Below are 17,470 nucleotides of genomic sequence, written 5' to 3'. Positions count from 1 at the left end.
AGAATATATTATGATCCGTGAAGCGGAATCCAAAGATAGGGAACAACTGAGTAACTTGTACAGAATGCTGGTGCCGAACAGCAAGAAAATGAGTGTGCTGGAAGAGCAGATCGAAAAAATCAGAATGGATCCCGCCAATTTTCTGCTGGTCTATGAAGAGGAAGGGGCATTGCTGGGAACGCTTACGCTGAACATCTGCCCTCAAGCCATGCATGGGACCAGACCCTATGGATTGGTCGAGAACATCGTCGTTCATGAGGACCACCGCAGCAACAATATCGGCCAATCCCTTCTGAAATATGCCGAAGAATATTGCAGATCGCTGCATTGTCACAAAATCATGCTGCTCAGCCATTCCAAACGTGTCTGGGCCCATCAATTTTTTGAACGCGAAGGATATGACGGCTCAGTCAGCAAAGGCTTTAAAAAATATTTGTAACCGTACATTCAGTAAAACCTAAAGATCAGCACGAATTTCCTCTGTAAGAGAAGTGTTCGCTATAATGGGGTAACAGGCATCAAGAAAGGAATGTAATTATGAAGAAATATATCATCATCGGATCAGGCATCCTGGGAGCATCGACGGCCTATCAGCTGGCAAAAATGGGAGCGGATGTCCTTCTCATCGACCGCAAAGATCCAGGACAGGCGACGGATGCCGCTGCGGGTATCATTTGTCCATGGCTGTCGCAGCGCCGCAATCAGGCCTGGTATCGGCTCGCCAAGGCAGGGGCGGCCTTTTATCCAGGGTTAATCAAGGAACTGGAAGGAGAAGGCGAGACCGAGACGGGCTATGCGCAGGTCGGTGCCCTCAGCGTTCATCAGGACCCGGAGAAAATCCGGAAGATGGAGGAGCGGGCTTTGCAGCGCAAAGCGGATGCACCGGAAATCGGCGGTATTACCCGGCTTTCAGAAGAAGAAACCCATCAATGCTTTCCGCTGCTGGAGAGAGGTTATCAATCGGTTCGGATCAGCGGCGCCGCCCGGGTCGACGGCCGTGCCCTGCGCGACGCTTTGATTCGGTCTGCCCAGAGGCACGGGGCCGTTGTGATTCACGGGGATGCGAAGCTTCTGACGGATGGGAACCGGGTGAGCGGCGTATCGGTCGGACCCGACGAATATGCAGCGGACCGCACGATCGTCTGTGCAGGGGCGTGGGCCGGACAGCTTCTGCAGCCGCTCGGTGTCCGCTTTAACGTCCGTTACCAAAAGGCGCAAATCATGCACCTCCAGCTCGAGAATCATGAGGATACAGGCACATGGCCAGTTGTCATGCCGCCTTCGGATCAATACTTGCTTGCTTTCGAGAAGCAGAAGATTGTGATCGGGGCAACGCATGAAAATGACGTGGAAGGCTACGATACAAGAACAACAGCGGGCGGCATGCAGGAAATTCTGAATAAAGGATTAGCCTTGGCGCCCGGTTTGGCGGACGGCACCTTTCAGGAGGTCAGAGTCGGATTCCGTCCGTTTACCTCCGATTTTTTGCCTGTGCTTGGGGCCGTTCCGGGCTGGAGCGGCCTGCTCGCGGCGAACGGGCTCGGTGCATCCGGCTTGACGATGGGGCCTTTTATCGGCTATCAGTTAGCTAAGCTGGCGCAAGGCGTGGAGCTTGATATCGACATACACGATTACGATATCCGCAAAGCCATAGATGAGGGTTCGTTAACCGAATCGTAACCCGAACGTAACCCTTCATGGATCGCCATTCTTCTACAATAGAAATGACATTGATACATATAAATACGTCTCCAATGGCGTATATAAAGGAGAATGATCCATGAAGAAACGTTTGAAGGTGTTCATTGCGGCGAGTTCGGCATTTGTCATTCTGTCGGGCTCTGCGCTGGCGGTGTCGGCCGGGCCGCGGATTTTTATTAATGGGGCGGAATTCGCCAACACTTTTATGAAATTGAAAATCGAAAACGGAACCGCCATGGTCTCGCTGCGGGCCATCGTGGAGCAGCTGAAAGGCGAAGTGGAGTACAAGAGCGACGGCATTCATGTGTCATTGCCCGAGGCGAGCAAGCTGGCTCAGCAGGTGAACGGCTTCATGAACGCCCTGCAGGCCGATACGCCGGAGGATGCCGCCAATACCTGGATCCGCGGCGTTCAGAAACGCAGCGGACCGATGCAGTACGCGGTGATGACTCCCGCGCTGCAGGCTAAAACCAAACAGCAGTTTGAGGACAATTTCTGGGTTACCGGGGGCTCCAGTCCTCATATGGGCACGGTTACCAACATGACTACCAAGACGTTATCGGACGGCAAAGTGCAAATCTCCTTTGATTACCCTTTGGTGACCTCCGCAGGCGTGGAAGGCACGGGCAAAGCTATGCTCACGATTGAGAAGGGGACTGGACCTGCTGATGACCAATGGGCGATTTCGTCCATTTGGCTGAAAGATCCCGGAGATACCGGGCTCATGATCGGAGTGGATTAGGGATTTTTCGAAAGCTCGCTTGATAGCGGGCTTTTTTTCTTGGTTTACCGTTTGCCCGGCAACCAATAAACATCGTCTATTTCCCATTACACTGCATAAAATCCGGCTATTTTTCCCATCGTAAGAACATATTCAAACATGTCGGATTCTTAAGCAGGAGGCAAAAGATGGCGCAGCAGCAGGAACGGGAGCATTGGCTGGCACTCATCAAAAAGGGAAACAAATCATCGGCGATCGCAATGCTCGGCAATGCGGTCATCGCAGCAGCCAAAGGGGTGGGGGCGGCTTTGAGCGGCAGCGGGGCGATGTTTGCATCGGCGATGCACTCGCTTGCGGACTGTGTAAACCAGGGGTTTGTGTTTGCCGGAAGCGTGCTTGCGGAAAGAAAACCCAACCGTAAATTTCCGACCGGATTCGGCCGGGTGATCAACATTTTCTGCATGGTCGCCGTCATTGTGGTGACGATTATGGCTTATGAAACGATTCGGGAAGGATGGCATTTGATTCATCATCCGGCCAAAGCGGGCGGAGCTTTTTGGATTAACGTGGGTGCGCTTATTCTGAACCTGGTGATCGATGGCGCGATTTTATTTAAGGTGATGAAGGAAATTGCCCGAGAAGCAAGGATTGAGGCCTCCGGGATCTCACTCATCCCTATGTCCTTCAAGCATGTATCACGCTCAGCACCTCCGACGCGGCTGGTCTTTTATGAGGATTTGGTAGCGGTCACCGGTGCGTTTCTGGCTCTTGTCGCTGTTGTCGTCACGACATTTACCGCCTTTAAAGCACTGGACGGCATCGTGACCGTCATCATCGGTGTGCTGATGGTGGCCGTCGCTTTTCGTGTAGGCTATGATAATATGGTCGGACTAATTGGTGTGGCTGCGCCGCGCGACGTGGCGGAGAAGGTGTCTTCCATCATCTTGTCCGATCAGGACGTCACCGATATCAACGGTCTGCGGATTATCCAGGAAGGCCGGTACTATCATGTGGATACGATGATCGAACTTCGGAGCGGCCTGTCGCTTGCCGATGCCGATGATATTAAGTTCCGCGTTCAGGACCAGCTCAGCTCGGATCCGGATATATCGGATGTCGTATTGGGCATCATCGAAGATAACGGTGTGAAAAATTGGACGCCGGAGCATTTGAATGAGTTTTCGTAATCGCTAGCATTAAGATATTTGAAAAGTCCGCAGAATGCGGGCTTTTTTGTGTTGGGCTGCACGAATCCGGATGGATGGCTGGGTGTCAAATGCGCCATATTTTGTGGCTTAAATGTCTAGATCATGCTATTTTCCTGACTTGATCATCAAGGTTTGACTGCAGGCAACCGTTTAGAATATGGACAGAGCCGGTTGAACCCAGAACAAATTGGCGTAACCGCTCTCATAGAGTCAAATGTGGAATCATCACGATTAGGAGCTGAGTATCGATGCAGTATACCAACCCCGTCATTCCCGGGTTTCATCCGGATCCCAGCATCTGCCGGGTCGGTGACGATTATTATCTGGTCACCAGCACATTCGAGTATTTTCCGGGGGTGCCTATTTTTCACAGCAAAGATTTGGTGCATTGGCGGCAAATCGGGCATTGCCTGACGAACGAGCAGCAGCTGCCGCTGGCGGGTGCAGGCAGCTCAGGCGGCATTTACGCGCCAACCCTCCGCTACCATGACGGTTTGTTTTATATGATAACGACCAATGTTAGCGGGATCGGGAATTTTTATGTGACCAGTGTTGAAGCAGCTGGACCCTGGTCCGATCCGATACCCGTTGCGCAGGGCGGGATCGATCCATCCTTGTTTTTCGATGAGGACGGCCGTGTGTATTTCCAGTCGACCCGAATGGGAGACGAGGGAGACGGGATTTATCAATGCGAGATCGATAAGGAAACCGGTGAGATGCTCACCGAAAGCCGGTTGATCTGGCAGGGAACCGGAGGGGCGCATCCTGAGGCGCCGCATCTCTACAAAATCGGGGATTATTATTACTTGATGATCGCCGAAGGCGGGACGGAGTTCGGACATATGGTGACGATCGCCAGAAGCAACGATCCTTACGGACCTTATGATTCTTGCCCGCATAATCCGATTCTGTCGAACCGGAGCATAAAGAGCACCATCCATGCGACAGGTCATGCTGATCTGGTACAAGCTCATGATGGAAGCTGGTGGGCGGTTTGTTTGGGGATCCGGCCACCGTCCTATCCGATGCGCCACCACCTGGGCCGGGAAGTGATGCTTGCGCCGGTAACCTGGACGACGGACGGTTGGCCGGTCATCGGAGCAGGCGGACACATCGAACCCGTTATGGACTCGCCGAATTTGCCTGCCGTCCGCTGGGACGATAAGCCGGCAAGGGATGACTTTGACGCCTCACAGCTTCAGCTGGAGTGGACCTTTTTACGTAATCCCGCTCCCGGGAGCTGGTCTTTGGAGCGGCGGCCTGGGCACCTGGAACTTCGCGGAAATCGGACGACGCTGTCAGACACCGGCTCTCCGGCGTTTGTTGGCCGCCGTTTGTGCCATTTTACCTGCAATATTTCGGCAGCCATGGAATATGAACCAGCCGGCGACGGGGAAGAAGCCGGGTTAACGGTTTATATGAATGAGAAGTATCACTATGATCTTGCCGTTACGTCAAGAAATGGAGTCAAGAAGATACGGCTACGGCGAACCGTCGGATCTTTATGCGTGGAGGAAGAACATGCTTGTCCAGCAGGGCCGCTGGAACTGAAGATCGAGGTACAGCCTGACAAATTCGTGTTTTATTACGGGCAGCCGGGAGCAGAACTGACGGAAATCGGCTGGGGGGAGACCCACCTGCTTTCCACGGAAGTGGCCGGGGGATTCACCGGGGTATTCGTGGCGATGTACGCGGTATCTGCCGATGAGGAGCCTGCTCCCGCGTCGTTCGATTGGTTCGAGTACGATCCGGTTGGCTGACGCTGGTGCTCCAGCCTTTACGGCTGCACGCTTTTCCGGAATGCTTTGGGCGTCATGCCGTAAGTTTTTCTAAACTGGCGTGTCAAATAATTGCTGTCGTTATAGCCGCATTCGTATGAGATTTCGGTGATCGAAAGGTTCGTCTGCTTGAGCAGGATGCATGCCCGTTCCAGGCGAAGCCGCTGAAGATACGCCATCGGCGACGTCTGATAATATGCCCGAAAGATCCGGTTCAGGTGCCGTACGGAAATCCGGGACTTATCCGCGATTTCTTCCAGGGTCACCGGTTCGAGATAGTGGTCTTCGATATAGGATACTGCATTTGCCAAATGCATCAGATTGCTCTCGACGCCCTGATCCTGGTGCTCATACAGCCTGGACAAGTATACGGCAAGCTCCATAAACCGTGACGCCAGCATCGTTTGATAACCTTGGTGCCGATGGTGGTATTCGTCAATCATATCGGAAATGACCGAAGCCACATGTTCGAGATTGGACAGCGGAATATTAAGTTTACTTTCATAAGGATGCAGATGGCGATAAAGCGGTTCCAAAATAAAAAGCGCCTGAAATCCTTGAGATGCCCTTAAATCCGGGCCGGCATATTTCAGCATATCGGGCTTGAACATGATGTTGCAAATTTTAAAATCGTACGGATCCTTGTAGGCATGCTGCGTGGCGCCATTAATAACAAACGCGTTGCCTTTTTTGATAAAAGAAGCCTCGTTGTTGACGATATGCGTAGCATGTCCGTTCAGTACGATCACCAGCTCGCAAAAGTCGATGTGCTTATGCAGCTGCATGTCTTCGTCATGACCTCCATACTGGATGAAAAACGGAAACTGCTCATCGGTCGTAAACCAGTTTAAATACACGTTGATGCTCATGGAGGATCCCACCCGATAAAGTATGGTTTGATGTCTATATCATCCTATAATTGCGACTTAAAAATCAAGGTTTGCTTGTAGATTACGAATTACAATGGCTATTAACCAAACCGGAAACCGGTAGAGGAGGGATGTTTTTCGAGGACATTTCCGAAAACGTTTTTACTGCACGCACAAACGGAAGGATAACCGGGAGAGCTAACATCAATCAGCTATGCTAAACCGAAAAATGCAAACGCATTCTTAACAGAAATAAGGGGGAACATGACCATGACAGGTACAGTTGGGAAAAAATTCGGGCAGCTTCTTCTTGCCGGCATGCTGTTCATTTCGGCAGGGTGCAGCAGTTCAGGGGATGGCAAGCCAGCCGGTTCGGCCGGCAGCACGCAGGATTCCAAATCAGACGATACGAGCCCGATCACATTTTCGTTTTTTGGGGCGGACGCGAGCTCGAACTGGAACAAAATGCAGGATGAGGTTGGCAAAGAGATCACCAAAAGGACAGGGGTGACCCTGGATGCGGAATTCGCCGTATCCGGCGCGGGAGCGGATAAAATATCGCTTATGGCGGCGAGCGGTGATTACCCGGATCTGATTTACGGCAAAGGCGATGTCGACAAATTGGTGGAAGCCGGGGCCATGATCGACCTGACCGATTTGATCGACAAGTATGCACCCAATCTGAAAAAGGTATACGGCAAGTATATGAACCGCCTGCCATACAGCAACGACGACAAATCTATCTATGTCATACCAAGTAACGCGGCTGTTGATCAGCAGGACTTTGACGCCGGCAGCGGCTTTGAAATCCAAAATGCGGTGCTGAAGGAGCTGGGTTATCCGAAAGTCAGAACCGTCAAGGATTTTGAAAACGTTCTCCAGCAGTACAAGGATAAGCATCCTACAATTGACGGCAAGCCGACCATTCCGTTAACTTTGGACGCCGATGACTGGAGAATCATGATCACGGTTACGAACCCCGCAGTGTATGCTACCGGACTTAAGGACGATGGTGAATACTACATTAATCCGGATACCTTTGAAGCCAAGCTGCACTATAAGCGGCCGGAGGAGAAGGAATACTTCCGCTGGTTGAACCATATGTACAATGTGGGCCTGCTGGATAAAGAAACGTTTGTCCAAAAGAGCGATCAGTATAAGTCCAAAATCGCCAGCGGCCGCGTCCTCGGTCTGATTGACGCCAAATGGGGATATGCGGAAGCCGAGAATGCCCTGAAGTCAAGCGGGAAGGCGGAGCGCACCTACGCCCATTTTCCGGTGACCATGTCGGAAGAGTACAAGGATCATAACTTCCAGGATACCGGATTTATGTCCGGCTGGGGCGTTGGCATTACGACTGCATGCAAAGATCCCGTACGGGCAATCAAGTTCCTCGACTTCCTTGCATCCGATGAAGGACAGGTCCTGATCAACTGGGGGATTGAAGGCAAGCATTATAATGTGGTGGATGGCAAACGGGTTATTCCCCAAGAAGTGCTGGATAAGAAAGTGAATGATAATGCCAACTTTACGAAAACCACCGGGATCGGCTTGTACGGAAACATGTCGGCTCACTACGGTGACGGTGTCAAGGACGCCACAGGAAACTACTACACGACGAATTTTCCGGAACAAATTATCGCTTCATACACCGAGCCGGAAAAGGAAACGCTTGAGGCATACGGAGCAACCACCTGGAAAGACCTGTTCCCATCGAGCAAGGAATTTCCGGTCAAGCCGTGGGGTGCTGCCTGGAATATTGCAGCTCCGCAGGACGGCAATTATAACGTGATTTATCAGAAAACGCAGGATATTATCCGCAAACGGATTCCGGAAGCCGTTCTGGCAAAACCGGAGCAGTTCGACGCAATTTTTGACGGTATGCTGAAGGAGCTCGACGACGCGGGCGCCGTGGAGATGGAAAAGCAATATACGGAGCTGGTCAAAGCGAGAGTGGAGCTGTGGAGCGGTAAATAAACACGCATAAAAAGATGCACAAAAGGAGTCTTGAGCTCCTTCTGTGCATCTTCTGCGTTTAACATCTTACATATCTGCAATTAACATCTTACATATTTGCGTTTAAAGCCGAGCTGTTGTTTATCCACCGCTTTTTGAATGCTTTCCGAAGCATTTAGGATGCTGCTTTTTTTATGATCGCGCTTCATTTCTACCGGACCGACTGCTTTTGCAGTCTCGACTGCTTTATCATGGAGCGGCAGATAGGATACGGCAACCGTGTATATAAAATTGTTCATCGCCGATTTTGTGCGTTCCGGAGCTTCATGGATTGTCTTTGCCACCAATCCCAGCATATCCGCGAGTTTGCTTTCGTCAAATTGAGCGTCCGGCCGGCTGCCTAGAAGCCAGCAATAACAGCTCCAGCCCGCCGACATTTTCAGCTCCTCACCGCTTGCGATCCATTGATCGGCGAGTTGCTGCGCAATATCGGTTTCCGCCAAGGTTACCGCCACCACGTAATCGGACAGCATATAAAAATAGGCCCCCTGAATCCAACGCTCAAAATCCGCTTCGGTCATCGCTTTCGGATCGGCAATGATGCCGGCAAAGTACATGGCGTCATAATTTCCTGTGGCGTACAGCTGCTCGGCCAACGATTGATCGATTTTGATCTTCTTGGCCATGGGTTTCATGGCACCTGTCGCTACGCCAAAAAGCGGTTCATGTGCTCCATTGGACATATACTGCTTCTTGAGCCGTTCCTTGCCGAGAGCTTCGAGCTCCTGCATGACCTGTTCAAAATCCATGCTTTGACACCGCCTTCTTCAATTTGTTGCCGTCTTTATTTTCCGCTTTTGCCGTTCCAAACGAACAGCGAACAGCACTCCACATGACTCGTCTGAGGAAACATGTCAACGGGCTGGGCCCACTGGAGCTCATAACCGCCGTCGATCAGCACCTTGCTATCTTTTGCCAATGTGGAAGGGTTACAGGATACATACACGAAACGATTGGGCTTCGTTTTCAGAACGGTTTCCAGGAAGCGGCGGTCCAGTCCGGTTCGCGGCGGGTCTGCGACGATGACGTCCGGGCGAAGTCCCGCTTTGACCCATCGCGGGAGCAGATCCTCCGCTTCGCCTACATGGAAGCTGGCGTTATGACGGCCGTTGCGCTCGGCATTCCGTTTGGCATCCTCAACAGCCTCCGCGATCGTCTCGATACCACGGACTTCCTTGGCGTGCGGGGCCAGCCAGAGCCCGATCGTGCCAGTGCCGCAGTATGCGTCAATGACCGTCTCACGGCCGGTCAGACCGGCGGCAGCACGGACCGATTCGTACAGCTTCACCGTCTGCTGCGGATTAAGCTGAAAGAACGCTCGCGGCGATAGGGAAAATTCCAGATCGCTCAAGGATTCCTGCATGGAATCGGCCCCCCATATGGTGATGGTCCGGTCTCCGAAGATCAGCGAGGTCCGCTTCGGATTGACGTTCAGGGCGATTCCTGCCAATCCGTCGATAGACAATCTGAGCAGACGGATGAGATCGTCCTGACGCGGCAGGCTGCTGTTTGCACAAACCAACGTCACCTGCAGCTGGTCGGATTGAAAGCCGTGACGCACCACGATCGTACGCACACCTTCTTTACTGCCGTTTTCTTTGGCCAGCGGGATGCGCAGTTCTTCCAGCACGGATTTCACTTTCTCCACGGCCTCATTTACCTTTGGATGCTGGATAGGACAGCCGCTGATATCCACGATGCTGTGGCTGTCGGCTTCATACAGCCCTGCTATGATTTCGCCGTTCCGGCGTTCCACTTGCAGCTGGGCTTTGTTGCGGTAGTCCCAAGGGTGGTCCATGCCCAGGATCGGCTTCAGCTTGAGCTGGTCGATACCGGCATACCGGTTGAACGCTTCGCGGACAATGTCCGTTTTGGCCTGCAGCTGTCCTTCATACGAGATATGCTGAATCTGGCAGCCGCCGCATACGCCGAAAACCGGGCAGGGAGGTTCAATCCGGTGGGGAGATCGTTTCTCCACCTCTGTAAGCTGCGCTTTGATAAACTTAGGCTGCACTTCGGTTACCTCGGCCTTGACGACTTCACCGGACAGCGCTCCGTCGATAAAAACCGCCTTCCGCCGATAATAACCTACTCCTTCACCGTTAATGCCCAAACGTTTGATGGTCACGACGATGCGGTCGCCGGTCCGAAGCTCATCGGCATGCTCGCGGGCAGAGCCAGGCGTCTGCTTCATCGGCTCATTTTTGCGAAAGCCTTTGCGAGCAGCTGCATCCTTTCGATATAAATGAGTCCCGGCCTGGGACTGTCGTTTGTTATTGGGATGTTTTCGTTCATTCATGTTCGTTCTACACTCCATCGCTTGTTCTTCGTTTCACTATACCACGCGGCCAGGTAGGAATGCCATGTTCCGCCGCCGGGTTCTGCATTTTTCGTGACATTTCCTGTTGGTCAGCGTTTATATCTTAAAAAGCAGCAGAGGTGACCTGTTTCATATGAAAAAGCTGAAATTATTATTATGGATAACGATGGCCACAACGGGATTGGAAATGACGGGATTTGCGATGAATGAATCTGCACAAGCCGCAGCAGCCCCACAGTCGGTAGCCGTTCAAAATGCAGAATGGAACCAAGGACATCTCCTTGTCCCGGTCCGGTCTTTAGTCGAACCGTTGGGAGCCCGTTTTGAATGGTTTCCTGCAGAAAAGGAATTGGTTATCCGCAAAAACGATCGTACCATTCGGCTGGCTGCAAATTTCAGGCGTGCCATCGTGGAGACCCCATCAAGAGGAGAATTTCCTGAATATCCGGACCTGCCGCATCGCGAGTATGCCGATATGGGAGCTCCCGTCCAAGTGTTGAATGGTAGTGTCTATGCTCCATTAAAATTTGTCGCAGCAGCATTGGGAGCTACAGTTGAGTGGGATGGACCGTCCAAGCTTGCCACGGCGAAGCTGGAAGGAATCCGGATCCAAATTAAACCGTCACCATCCCCTGTTTCTATGACGGGTACCCAAAAACTGACCTCCGCCCGCATGAAGTTGTTGTCGGATAAGTTAAACGAAGTCCAAAATCTGGACGCTACATACGTGAGCGCACAGTACAAACGCTATTTTACCGAACGCTTCATCCGTACGCTGATTCATGATCAAGGGCTGCAGGCAGCCGGCCGCTATAAAGATCCGGTAACCCTGCCCGAATATACCGGCAAAACTGCCGCCACGTTTACACAATCGGCTCCGTTAGGGAACGGGCTGACGGGAGAGGATCAATACATAGAGGATCGGACCGTTATGCTCATCTGGACAGGAGGGGCTTGGAAGGTGGAGCGCGTCAATATCCGCATAAGAATATTGATGACGGGGTTTGCCGAATACGCACCAATGAACTAGGAACATACGAATCTTTCCTCAGGGTGACCTAACGGACAGTCTTTCTATGAATTCTATATGAAAACGCCTCTAATTATCCGGGTATCTCCTGAAACCGATATGGCTTAAAATACGCCTGAAGGAGATGATAACGATGCCAGCACAGACCGACTATCCATTTCAGAATACATCCTTACCTCTAGAAGAACGAGTGAGAGACCTGGTCTCCCGATTTACACTGGAAGAAAAAGTGGAGCTGATGGTTCAATATCAAGCTGCCGTCGAGCGGCTCGGTGTGAAAGCGTATAAACACGGAACGGAAGCAGCCCACGGCATGGCATGGCTGGGAGAAGCGACCGGATTTCCGCAGCCGATCGGCCTTGGCTGTACGTGGGACACGGAACTCATGAAACGAATCGGCAGCGTCATCGGTGACGAGGCCAGAGGGTTCTACCGCCGCAATCCCGAAGTGAACGGATTGACCCTGTGGGCTCCGACCGTCGATTTGGAACGCGACCCGCGCTGGGGCAGAACAGAAGAAGCCTACGGAGAAGACCCGATCCTGACCGGGAAACTGGCTTCCGCGCTCATTCAGGGCATTCAAGGCGATCATCCCGTATACTTGAAAGCGGTTGCCACTTTGAAGCATTTTATTGCGAATAATAACGAAGTTGGCCGGGGTGACGCTTCGGTCAGCATTGATCCGCGCAACATGCGGGAATATTATTTGAAAGCTTTTGAGATTCCGTTCAAGGAAGGCGGCGCCCAGTCCATGATGACGGCTTACAACGCCATCAACGGCGTGCCGGCGAACCTGAGTCCTGACGTCAAAGCCATCGTCAAGGACGAGTGGGGCATGGACGGTTTTGTTGTAAGCGATGCCTTCGACGTGACCGGTACCGTCCGCGATCATGGATACCTGGATACGTATAAGGAGGCTGTTGCCCGCTCCGTTAAAGAAGGCGGGATTGACAGCATCACGGACGATTCGGCTGTGATCAAGGATGCGCTGCGTGAAGCGCTGCGTGAGGGACTGCTGGCCGAGAGCGATCTTGATGCCGCACTGACGAATACCTTCCGCGTCCGCTTCCGGCTCGGCGAATTCGATCCTGAAGAGGGCAACCCGTATGCTGCGATCGATGAATCCGTAATCTTACGGCCAGAGCATGCGGAGCTGTCCCGGGAAGCCGCCCGTAAGGCAATGGTGCTGCTGAAGAATGACCGTGGGCTTCTTCCGCTCAAAGCAGACAAGCTGAACAAAGTGGCCGTGATCGGGCCGCTCGCCGGAATGGTGTACCGGGATTGGTACAGCGGTTCGCTCCCTTATGCCGTCACGCCGCTTCAGGGCATCGAAGAAAAGCTTTCCGGCGCAGGAACGAACGTTAAGACACGGTACAGCGGGGGAACGGACCGGATTCGGCTCAAATCCAAAAAGACAGGGCGGTATGTGCGAATTCAGGCCGGAGAAGAGGCAGCGCTGGCTGCAACGACCGAAAATGCTTTGGATGCGTCTGTGTTTGAAATGACGGATTGGGGCTGGGGAAGCCACACCTTGATCTCTGAAGACAATGGCCGCTACCTGACAACTGACGATAAGATCGTTAAAGCGTCTTCCGAACAAATTTGGGAGTGGTTCACCAAAGAAGTCTTCCTCATCCCTCCTGCCGAACATGAGCAAGGATGCGTAACCTTCTCAACATGGAACGGTACACCGGTGACGGTGCATGCCGAATCAGGTCAGCTGCTGGTTGGCGACGGCCAAGCCGCGGAGACTGCAAATGAGATCAACGTTGCAGGTGCTGCCGAGGTATCCGGTGAGGATGCCCCGATCGTCCATGCCGATCTGTTCGAGCTGGAAATCGTCACGGACAAGCTTCAGACCGCCAAAGAATCAGCAGCGGAAGCGGAGCTGGCGGTTGTGTTCGTCGGCAATCATCCGCTGATTAACGGCAAGGAGACGATCGACCGTCCGGACATTACACTTCCGGAATCGCAGGAGAAGCTGATTCAGGAGGTATATGCAGCCAATCCGAACACGGTGGTCGTCGTCGTAGGCAGTTACCCGTACGCGCTAAACTGGGTGGACGCGAATGTACCGTCCGTCCTGTACACGTCCCATGCCGGCCAGGAACTGGGTCATGCTTTGGCAGACGTGCTGTTCGGGGATACCAACCCGGCGGGACGACTGAATATGACGTGGTACAAATCCGTCGACCAGCTGCCGGAATTTATGGACTATGATGTCATTAAGCACGGCAGAACGTACCAATACTTCGAGGGCGAGGCTCTGTATCCGTTTGGACACGGCTTGTCCTACACCAGTTTCCGGTACGATGGGTTGCAGCTCGCCAAGGATAAGCTTACGGCAGGCACGGATCAAACGGTTCGTCTGACATGCAGGGTAACCAACATCGGCGAAGTGGCAGGGGAGGAAGTGGTGCAGCTGTACGGCCGGGCAAATCAGTCCCGCGTCAAGCGACCGCTCAAGCAGCTGCTTGGATTCCGCAGAGTGATGCTTCAACCGGGAGAGACAGCCGATGTGTCCTTTGAAGTTCCGCTAGATCAGCTGGCGATCTGGGATGTCACCCGCGAGCGCTACTGCATCGAGACCGGCACCTATATGATGATGGCCGGCGCTTCTTCGGAGAACCTGCCGCTGACAGCCGAGCTGGTTGTAGACGGTGAGACCATTCCGCCGCGTGACCTTACACAATTAACGAAAGCCATCAATTACGACGATTACGAAGGCGTTCTGATCGGTGAGTGTACGGAAGGCGGCAGCGCCGTGATCGTGAAGGATCCATCCGGATGGATCGCTTTCCGTGATGCCAAGTTCGAGGACGGTGCGGATACGCTGCGAATCCGGGCGGCCGGAGCGGCGGATGCCGTCGTTGAAGTGCGGCTGGATCATCCTGAAGGGCTGCCTGTGGGCCGGATCACTCTGACTTCAGGCGACTTACAGACATGGCAGGAGTATTCCTGCAAGCTTAGCGGAATACACGGAAGTCAGAATGTGTATTTTATTTTGAAAGGAAACCTGGCAATTAGCCAATTCCAATTCGCTTAAATCGGAAACGGAAAGCAAAAGCCAGCTATTGACCTATACACCCGCCTGCATTAAAGGGCGGGTGTATTTTAGGTTTCATGCGGGCATGTAACTGCCAAGAAGATATGAAGGTTATATTTATCTGATTAATCATTAATCATATTAAATAAATAATTTTCCTTAAGTACTCCAGACAGCATGTTGAATCATGTCATCTCGTACCACAACTTTCCCACAAAGTTACTTACACGGATTACGACTGGCACCATCGGCTAGTAGACTGCTGGCTGGCCAAGATACTGGATGTTGCATCCACAAGGTAGATCATGATTATGTGAGCATGCGTGCTGTACGATTTTTCAACAAATCGGGAAGTTACGCACCAGAGAACAATCCTTAACATGATTAATTAAATTCAGTCATCATGAAGCGAACAAGCCCCAATCTCATCGAGATCGGGGCTTGCTGTTCTTGTGGCGCAGCTTGTGTTTCACCTATGGAAATGAGGGAATCCCCTTACTGGATAGAGGCTTGCTTCAAATCGCTTTTAGGCGGCAGACCATACAATCGGGCATACTCGCGGCTGAATTGGGAAGGACTTTCATAACCAACCTGGAAAGCGGCATCGGCTGCCCCCATTTTTTCACTGATCATGAGATGTCTCGCTTCCTGGAGCCGGATCCGCTTCTGATATTGCAGCGGGCTCAGAGCCGTCACCTGTTTGAAATGTTTATGAAAAGACGACGCGGCCATATTTACTTCTTTCGCCAGTTCCTCGACGCGAAGCGGCTTGGAATAATCACGATGGATGAGCTGAATGGCCTTCGCAATGGCGTGCGCCTGGCTGCCGATCACCGCAAACTGCTTGACCAAATGGCCTTGCTCGCCCTGCAGAACGCGGAAGAGAATCTCCCGTGTAATCAAGGGAGCCAGGATAGGGATTTCGGCAGGTTGGTCAAATAATTTAACCAGCCTCAGCAGGGCATCAAGCAGTTGCGAATTCGTCTTGCCGACAAATATGCCGCTTCCCGGCTCCGATTCTTCAGGCCAGGCTAGATCTGTATGCTGCAGTATATCCAGAATTTGATCCGGTGTAAACTCCAGGTGAAGCCCAATGAACGGAACCTCAGGCGAGGCTTCGGTGATCTCACTTTTGATCGGGAGATGAACGGATGTCACGAGGTACGTGGTCGGATTGTAGTGGTAAATCTCTTGACCAAGCGCTGCGGATTTGGCGCCCTGGACAATGAAGCATAAAGAAGGCGCGTACATGCTATGAATAGGTTCGGATTTCGCCGTGGCCCGCATCATGTGCAGTGACGGGATCTCTGTGATATGTAATCCATCCGTCTGCAACAGCTGATTTAGCCGCCCGGATAATTCAGACAAATAGGGTTCGAGTCCGTTGGGGTGCATTTCTAGATCCATTTTCAGAACGCCTCCTTGTTCAAACATACGGTAAGAATAACAAAGGAGCTGACATCAGGCAAGAATGGATGATTGTTCTGAGTCTGAGATGCTTCAGATCATTTTCCTGAATCATCATAAGAACCTCCTTTTCCGGATGTAGAAGCCGATTCATTCCGTCAACTTCTTCTTTTTTTCTGTCATGCGAAAATGTTAACATGGAGAAGGTCGAAGGAAAAAATATAAAAAAGGTTCAGGACCAATGAGCTTTTTCATGTACCAACGAGGAGTGAGCATTTATGCAGAAAAAAATAGGACATGTTACGCTGCTGGTTAAAAATTTTGATGAAGCGATTGAATTTTACACTGAAAAGGCAGGGTTTGTTCTGTTAACGGACAACCATTTCGGGAACGGCATGAGATGGGTCACCGTAGCTCCATCGAAGGATGCGCAAACCGCCATCGTATTTGTGGTGGCACACACGGAGGCTAAGCAGGACAGGGTTGGAACCCAAGCCGCGAACCACGTATTCCTCGTCGTCCAAACCGATGACTTCTATCGTGATTACGACCAAATGAAGGCAAACGGAGTTCATTTTCTCAGTGAACCGAAAGAGGTCCCATGGGGCATTGAGGCGGTCTTCGAGGATCTCTACGGAAATCGGCTGGACCTTGTCCAACATAACGGATTTTAAAAGACTGATCCATACCACATAGAAATTTAGGAATCGTGAGGTTAGCATGAAGCCAATTAGAAACTCTGCGAAAGCGATCATCATTCAGCAAGGAAAATTGTTATTGACCAAAAACAAGGATAACGACGGTTTTTTCTACCTATTCCCAGGCGGCGGCCAAGAGCACGGAGAAGTACTGAAAGAGACCCTCAAGAGGGAATGCGTCGAAGAACTTGGAGTACAAGTTGAGGTGCAGGACCTTGTTTACGTGCGCGAGTACATCGGGAAAAATCATGAGTTCGCAGCATGGGATCATGACGTTCATCAAGTGGAGTTTTATTTTGTCTGCTCGCTTGCGCAGGAAGCCCCGGCACAGATGGATGGAACCCAGCCCGACCCGGATCAGATCGGCGTAGAATGGGTGGATATTCGTCAACTCGATCACATCAGGCTGTATCCGAAAGCGCTTGGACATCAATTAGTGAATAATGAATTGAACGTCCGGTATCTCGGTGATGTGAATTAAGTGATTCAGGTGAATAACCGCAGGTCATTTATACGAATCTTTGGGATTTCTGAAAGTTAGCGATGACCTTTGGGATGGTGAGGTTGTTCGTTTGCTGAAAATCGAGTGATTTAACAAATGAAAGTGATAAAGGAGCCTGAACGGCTTCTTTTTTTATGGGGATTTGAGGAAGCAGAAAGCTGTTGAGGGTTAAGT

The 17,470-nt window shown here is 51.8% G+C and carries 14 protein-coding genes; 10 read left to right on the top strand and 4 right to left on the bottom strand.

Going from position 1 to position 17,470, the window contains the following annotated elements; all coding sequences use genetic code 11:
* Nucleotides 1–10 precede the first annotated feature (10 nt).
* From C7820_RS08265 to C7820_RS08245, 5 genes are all read left to right on the top strand, one after another.
* A complete protein-coding gene (locus tag C7820_RS08265) occupies nucleotides 11–439 on the top strand; it encodes a GNAT family N-acetyltransferase (protein WP_116230532.1) in 429 nt (142 codons plus the stop codon).
* Nucleotides 440–537: 98 nt separating this feature from the next.
* Complete coding sequence (locus C7820_RS08260) at nucleotides 538–1,680, top strand: NAD(P)/FAD-dependent oxidoreductase (RefSeq protein ID WP_116230531.1); 1,143 nt, start codon at nucleotides 538–540, stop codon at nucleotides 1,678–1,680.
* 100 nt (nucleotides 1,681–1,780) lie between these two features.
* Nucleotides 1,781–2,443: a hypothetical protein gene (locus C7820_RS08255; protein WP_116230530.1), complete on the top strand. Its 663-nt coding sequence runs from the start codon at nucleotides 1,781–1,783 to the stop codon at nucleotides 2,441–2,443.
* A gap of 167 nt (nucleotides 2,444–2,610) precedes the next feature.
* Nucleotides 2,611–3,609, top strand: coding sequence for a cation diffusion facilitator family transporter (locus C7820_RS08250; RefSeq protein WP_076165695.1), 999 nt, complete (start codon nucleotides 2,611–2,613; stop codon nucleotides 3,607–3,609).
* Nucleotides 3,610–3,878: 269 nt separating this feature from the next.
* Nucleotides 3,879–5,390, top strand: coding sequence for a glycoside hydrolase family 43 protein (locus C7820_RS08245; protein WP_116230529.1), 1,512 nt, complete (start codon nucleotides 3,879–3,881; stop codon nucleotides 5,388–5,390).
* Nucleotides 5,391–5,407: 17 nt separating this feature from the next.
* Here C7820_RS08245 and C7820_RS08240 read toward each other — a convergent pair whose 3' ends face one another.
* Nucleotides 5,408–6,277, bottom strand: coding sequence for an AraC family transcriptional regulator (locus C7820_RS08240; RefSeq protein ID WP_089547251.1), 870 nt, complete (start codon nucleotides 6,275–6,277; stop codon nucleotides 5,408–5,410).
* A 270-nt stretch (nucleotides 6,278–6,547) separates the two neighbouring features.
* Between C7820_RS08240 and C7820_RS08235 the strand changes: the two genes are divergently transcribed.
* On the top strand, nucleotides 6,548–8,254 hold the full coding sequence (locus C7820_RS08235; protein WP_258875167.1) for an ABC transporter substrate-binding protein: 1,707 nt from the start codon (nucleotides 6,548–6,550) through the stop codon (nucleotides 8,252–8,254).
* A gap of 80 nt (nucleotides 8,255–8,334) precedes the next feature.
* On the opposite strand, the gene C7820_RS08230 is transcribed toward C7820_RS08235, so the two are convergent.
* Complete coding sequence (locus C7820_RS08230) at nucleotides 8,335–9,042, bottom strand: DNA alkylation repair protein (RefSeq protein ID WP_116230528.1); 708 nt, start codon at nucleotides 9,040–9,042, stop codon at nucleotides 8,335–8,337.
* Between the two features lie 35 nt (nucleotides 9,043–9,077).
* Nucleotides 9,078–10,487 (bottom strand): 23S rRNA (uracil(1939)-C(5))-methyltransferase RlmD, encoded by a 1,410-nt coding sequence (gene rlmD, locus C7820_RS08225; RefSeq protein ID WP_116231683.1) that lies wholly within the window; start codon nucleotides 10,485–10,487, stop codon nucleotides 9,078–9,080.
* 259 nt (nucleotides 10,488–10,746) lie between these two features.
* Between rlmD and C7820_RS08220 the strand changes: the two genes are divergently transcribed.
* Nucleotides 10,747–11,643 carry a stalk domain-containing protein gene (locus tag C7820_RS08220; RefSeq protein WP_116230527.1) on the top strand — a complete coding sequence of 299 codons (897 nt, stop codon included), beginning with the start codon at nucleotides 10,747–10,749 and terminating at the stop codon, nucleotides 11,641–11,643.
* Between the two features lie 133 nt (nucleotides 11,644–11,776).
* Nucleotides 11,777–14,689 (top strand): glycoside hydrolase family 3 protein, encoded by a 2,913-nt coding sequence (locus C7820_RS08215; RefSeq protein WP_116230526.1) that lies wholly within the window; start codon nucleotides 11,777–11,779, stop codon nucleotides 14,687–14,689.
* 495 nt (nucleotides 14,690–15,184) lie between these two features.
* Here C7820_RS08215 and C7820_RS08210 read toward each other — a convergent pair whose 3' ends face one another.
* The gene (locus tag C7820_RS08210; RefSeq protein WP_116230525.1) at nucleotides 15,185–16,096 is read right to left on the bottom strand and encodes an AraC family transcriptional regulator; all 912 of its coding nucleotides are present in this window, start codon (nucleotides 16,094–16,096) and stop codon (nucleotides 15,185–15,187) included.
* Nucleotides 16,097–16,374: 278 nt separating this feature from the next.
* On the opposite strand from C7820_RS08210, the gene C7820_RS08205 reads away from it, so the two are divergent.
* Both C7820_RS08205 and C7820_RS08200 read left to right on the top strand, forming a co-directional pair.
* Nucleotides 16,375–16,770, top strand: a complete 396-nt coding sequence (locus C7820_RS08205; protein ID WP_116230524.1) for a VOC family protein — start codon at nucleotides 16,375–16,377, stop codon at nucleotides 16,768–16,770.
* Between the two features lie 46 nt (nucleotides 16,771–16,816).
* Nucleotides 16,817–17,275: an NUDIX domain-containing protein gene (locus C7820_RS08200; RefSeq protein ID WP_116230523.1), complete on the top strand. Its 459-nt coding sequence runs from the start codon at nucleotides 16,817–16,819 to the stop codon at nucleotides 17,273–17,275.
* The last annotated feature ends 195 nt before the right edge of the window (nucleotides 17,276–17,470 follow it).

Origin of the sequence: Paenibacillus sp. VMFN-D1 (assembly GCF_003386155.1) — a bacterium.
Lineage (GTDB): Bacteria > Bacillota > Bacilli > Paenibacillales > Paenibacillaceae > Paenibacillus_AQ > Paenibacillus_AQ favisporus.
Note: the sequence above shows the minus strand (reverse complement) of the source record. Positions and strands in the feature narration are given on the sequence as shown.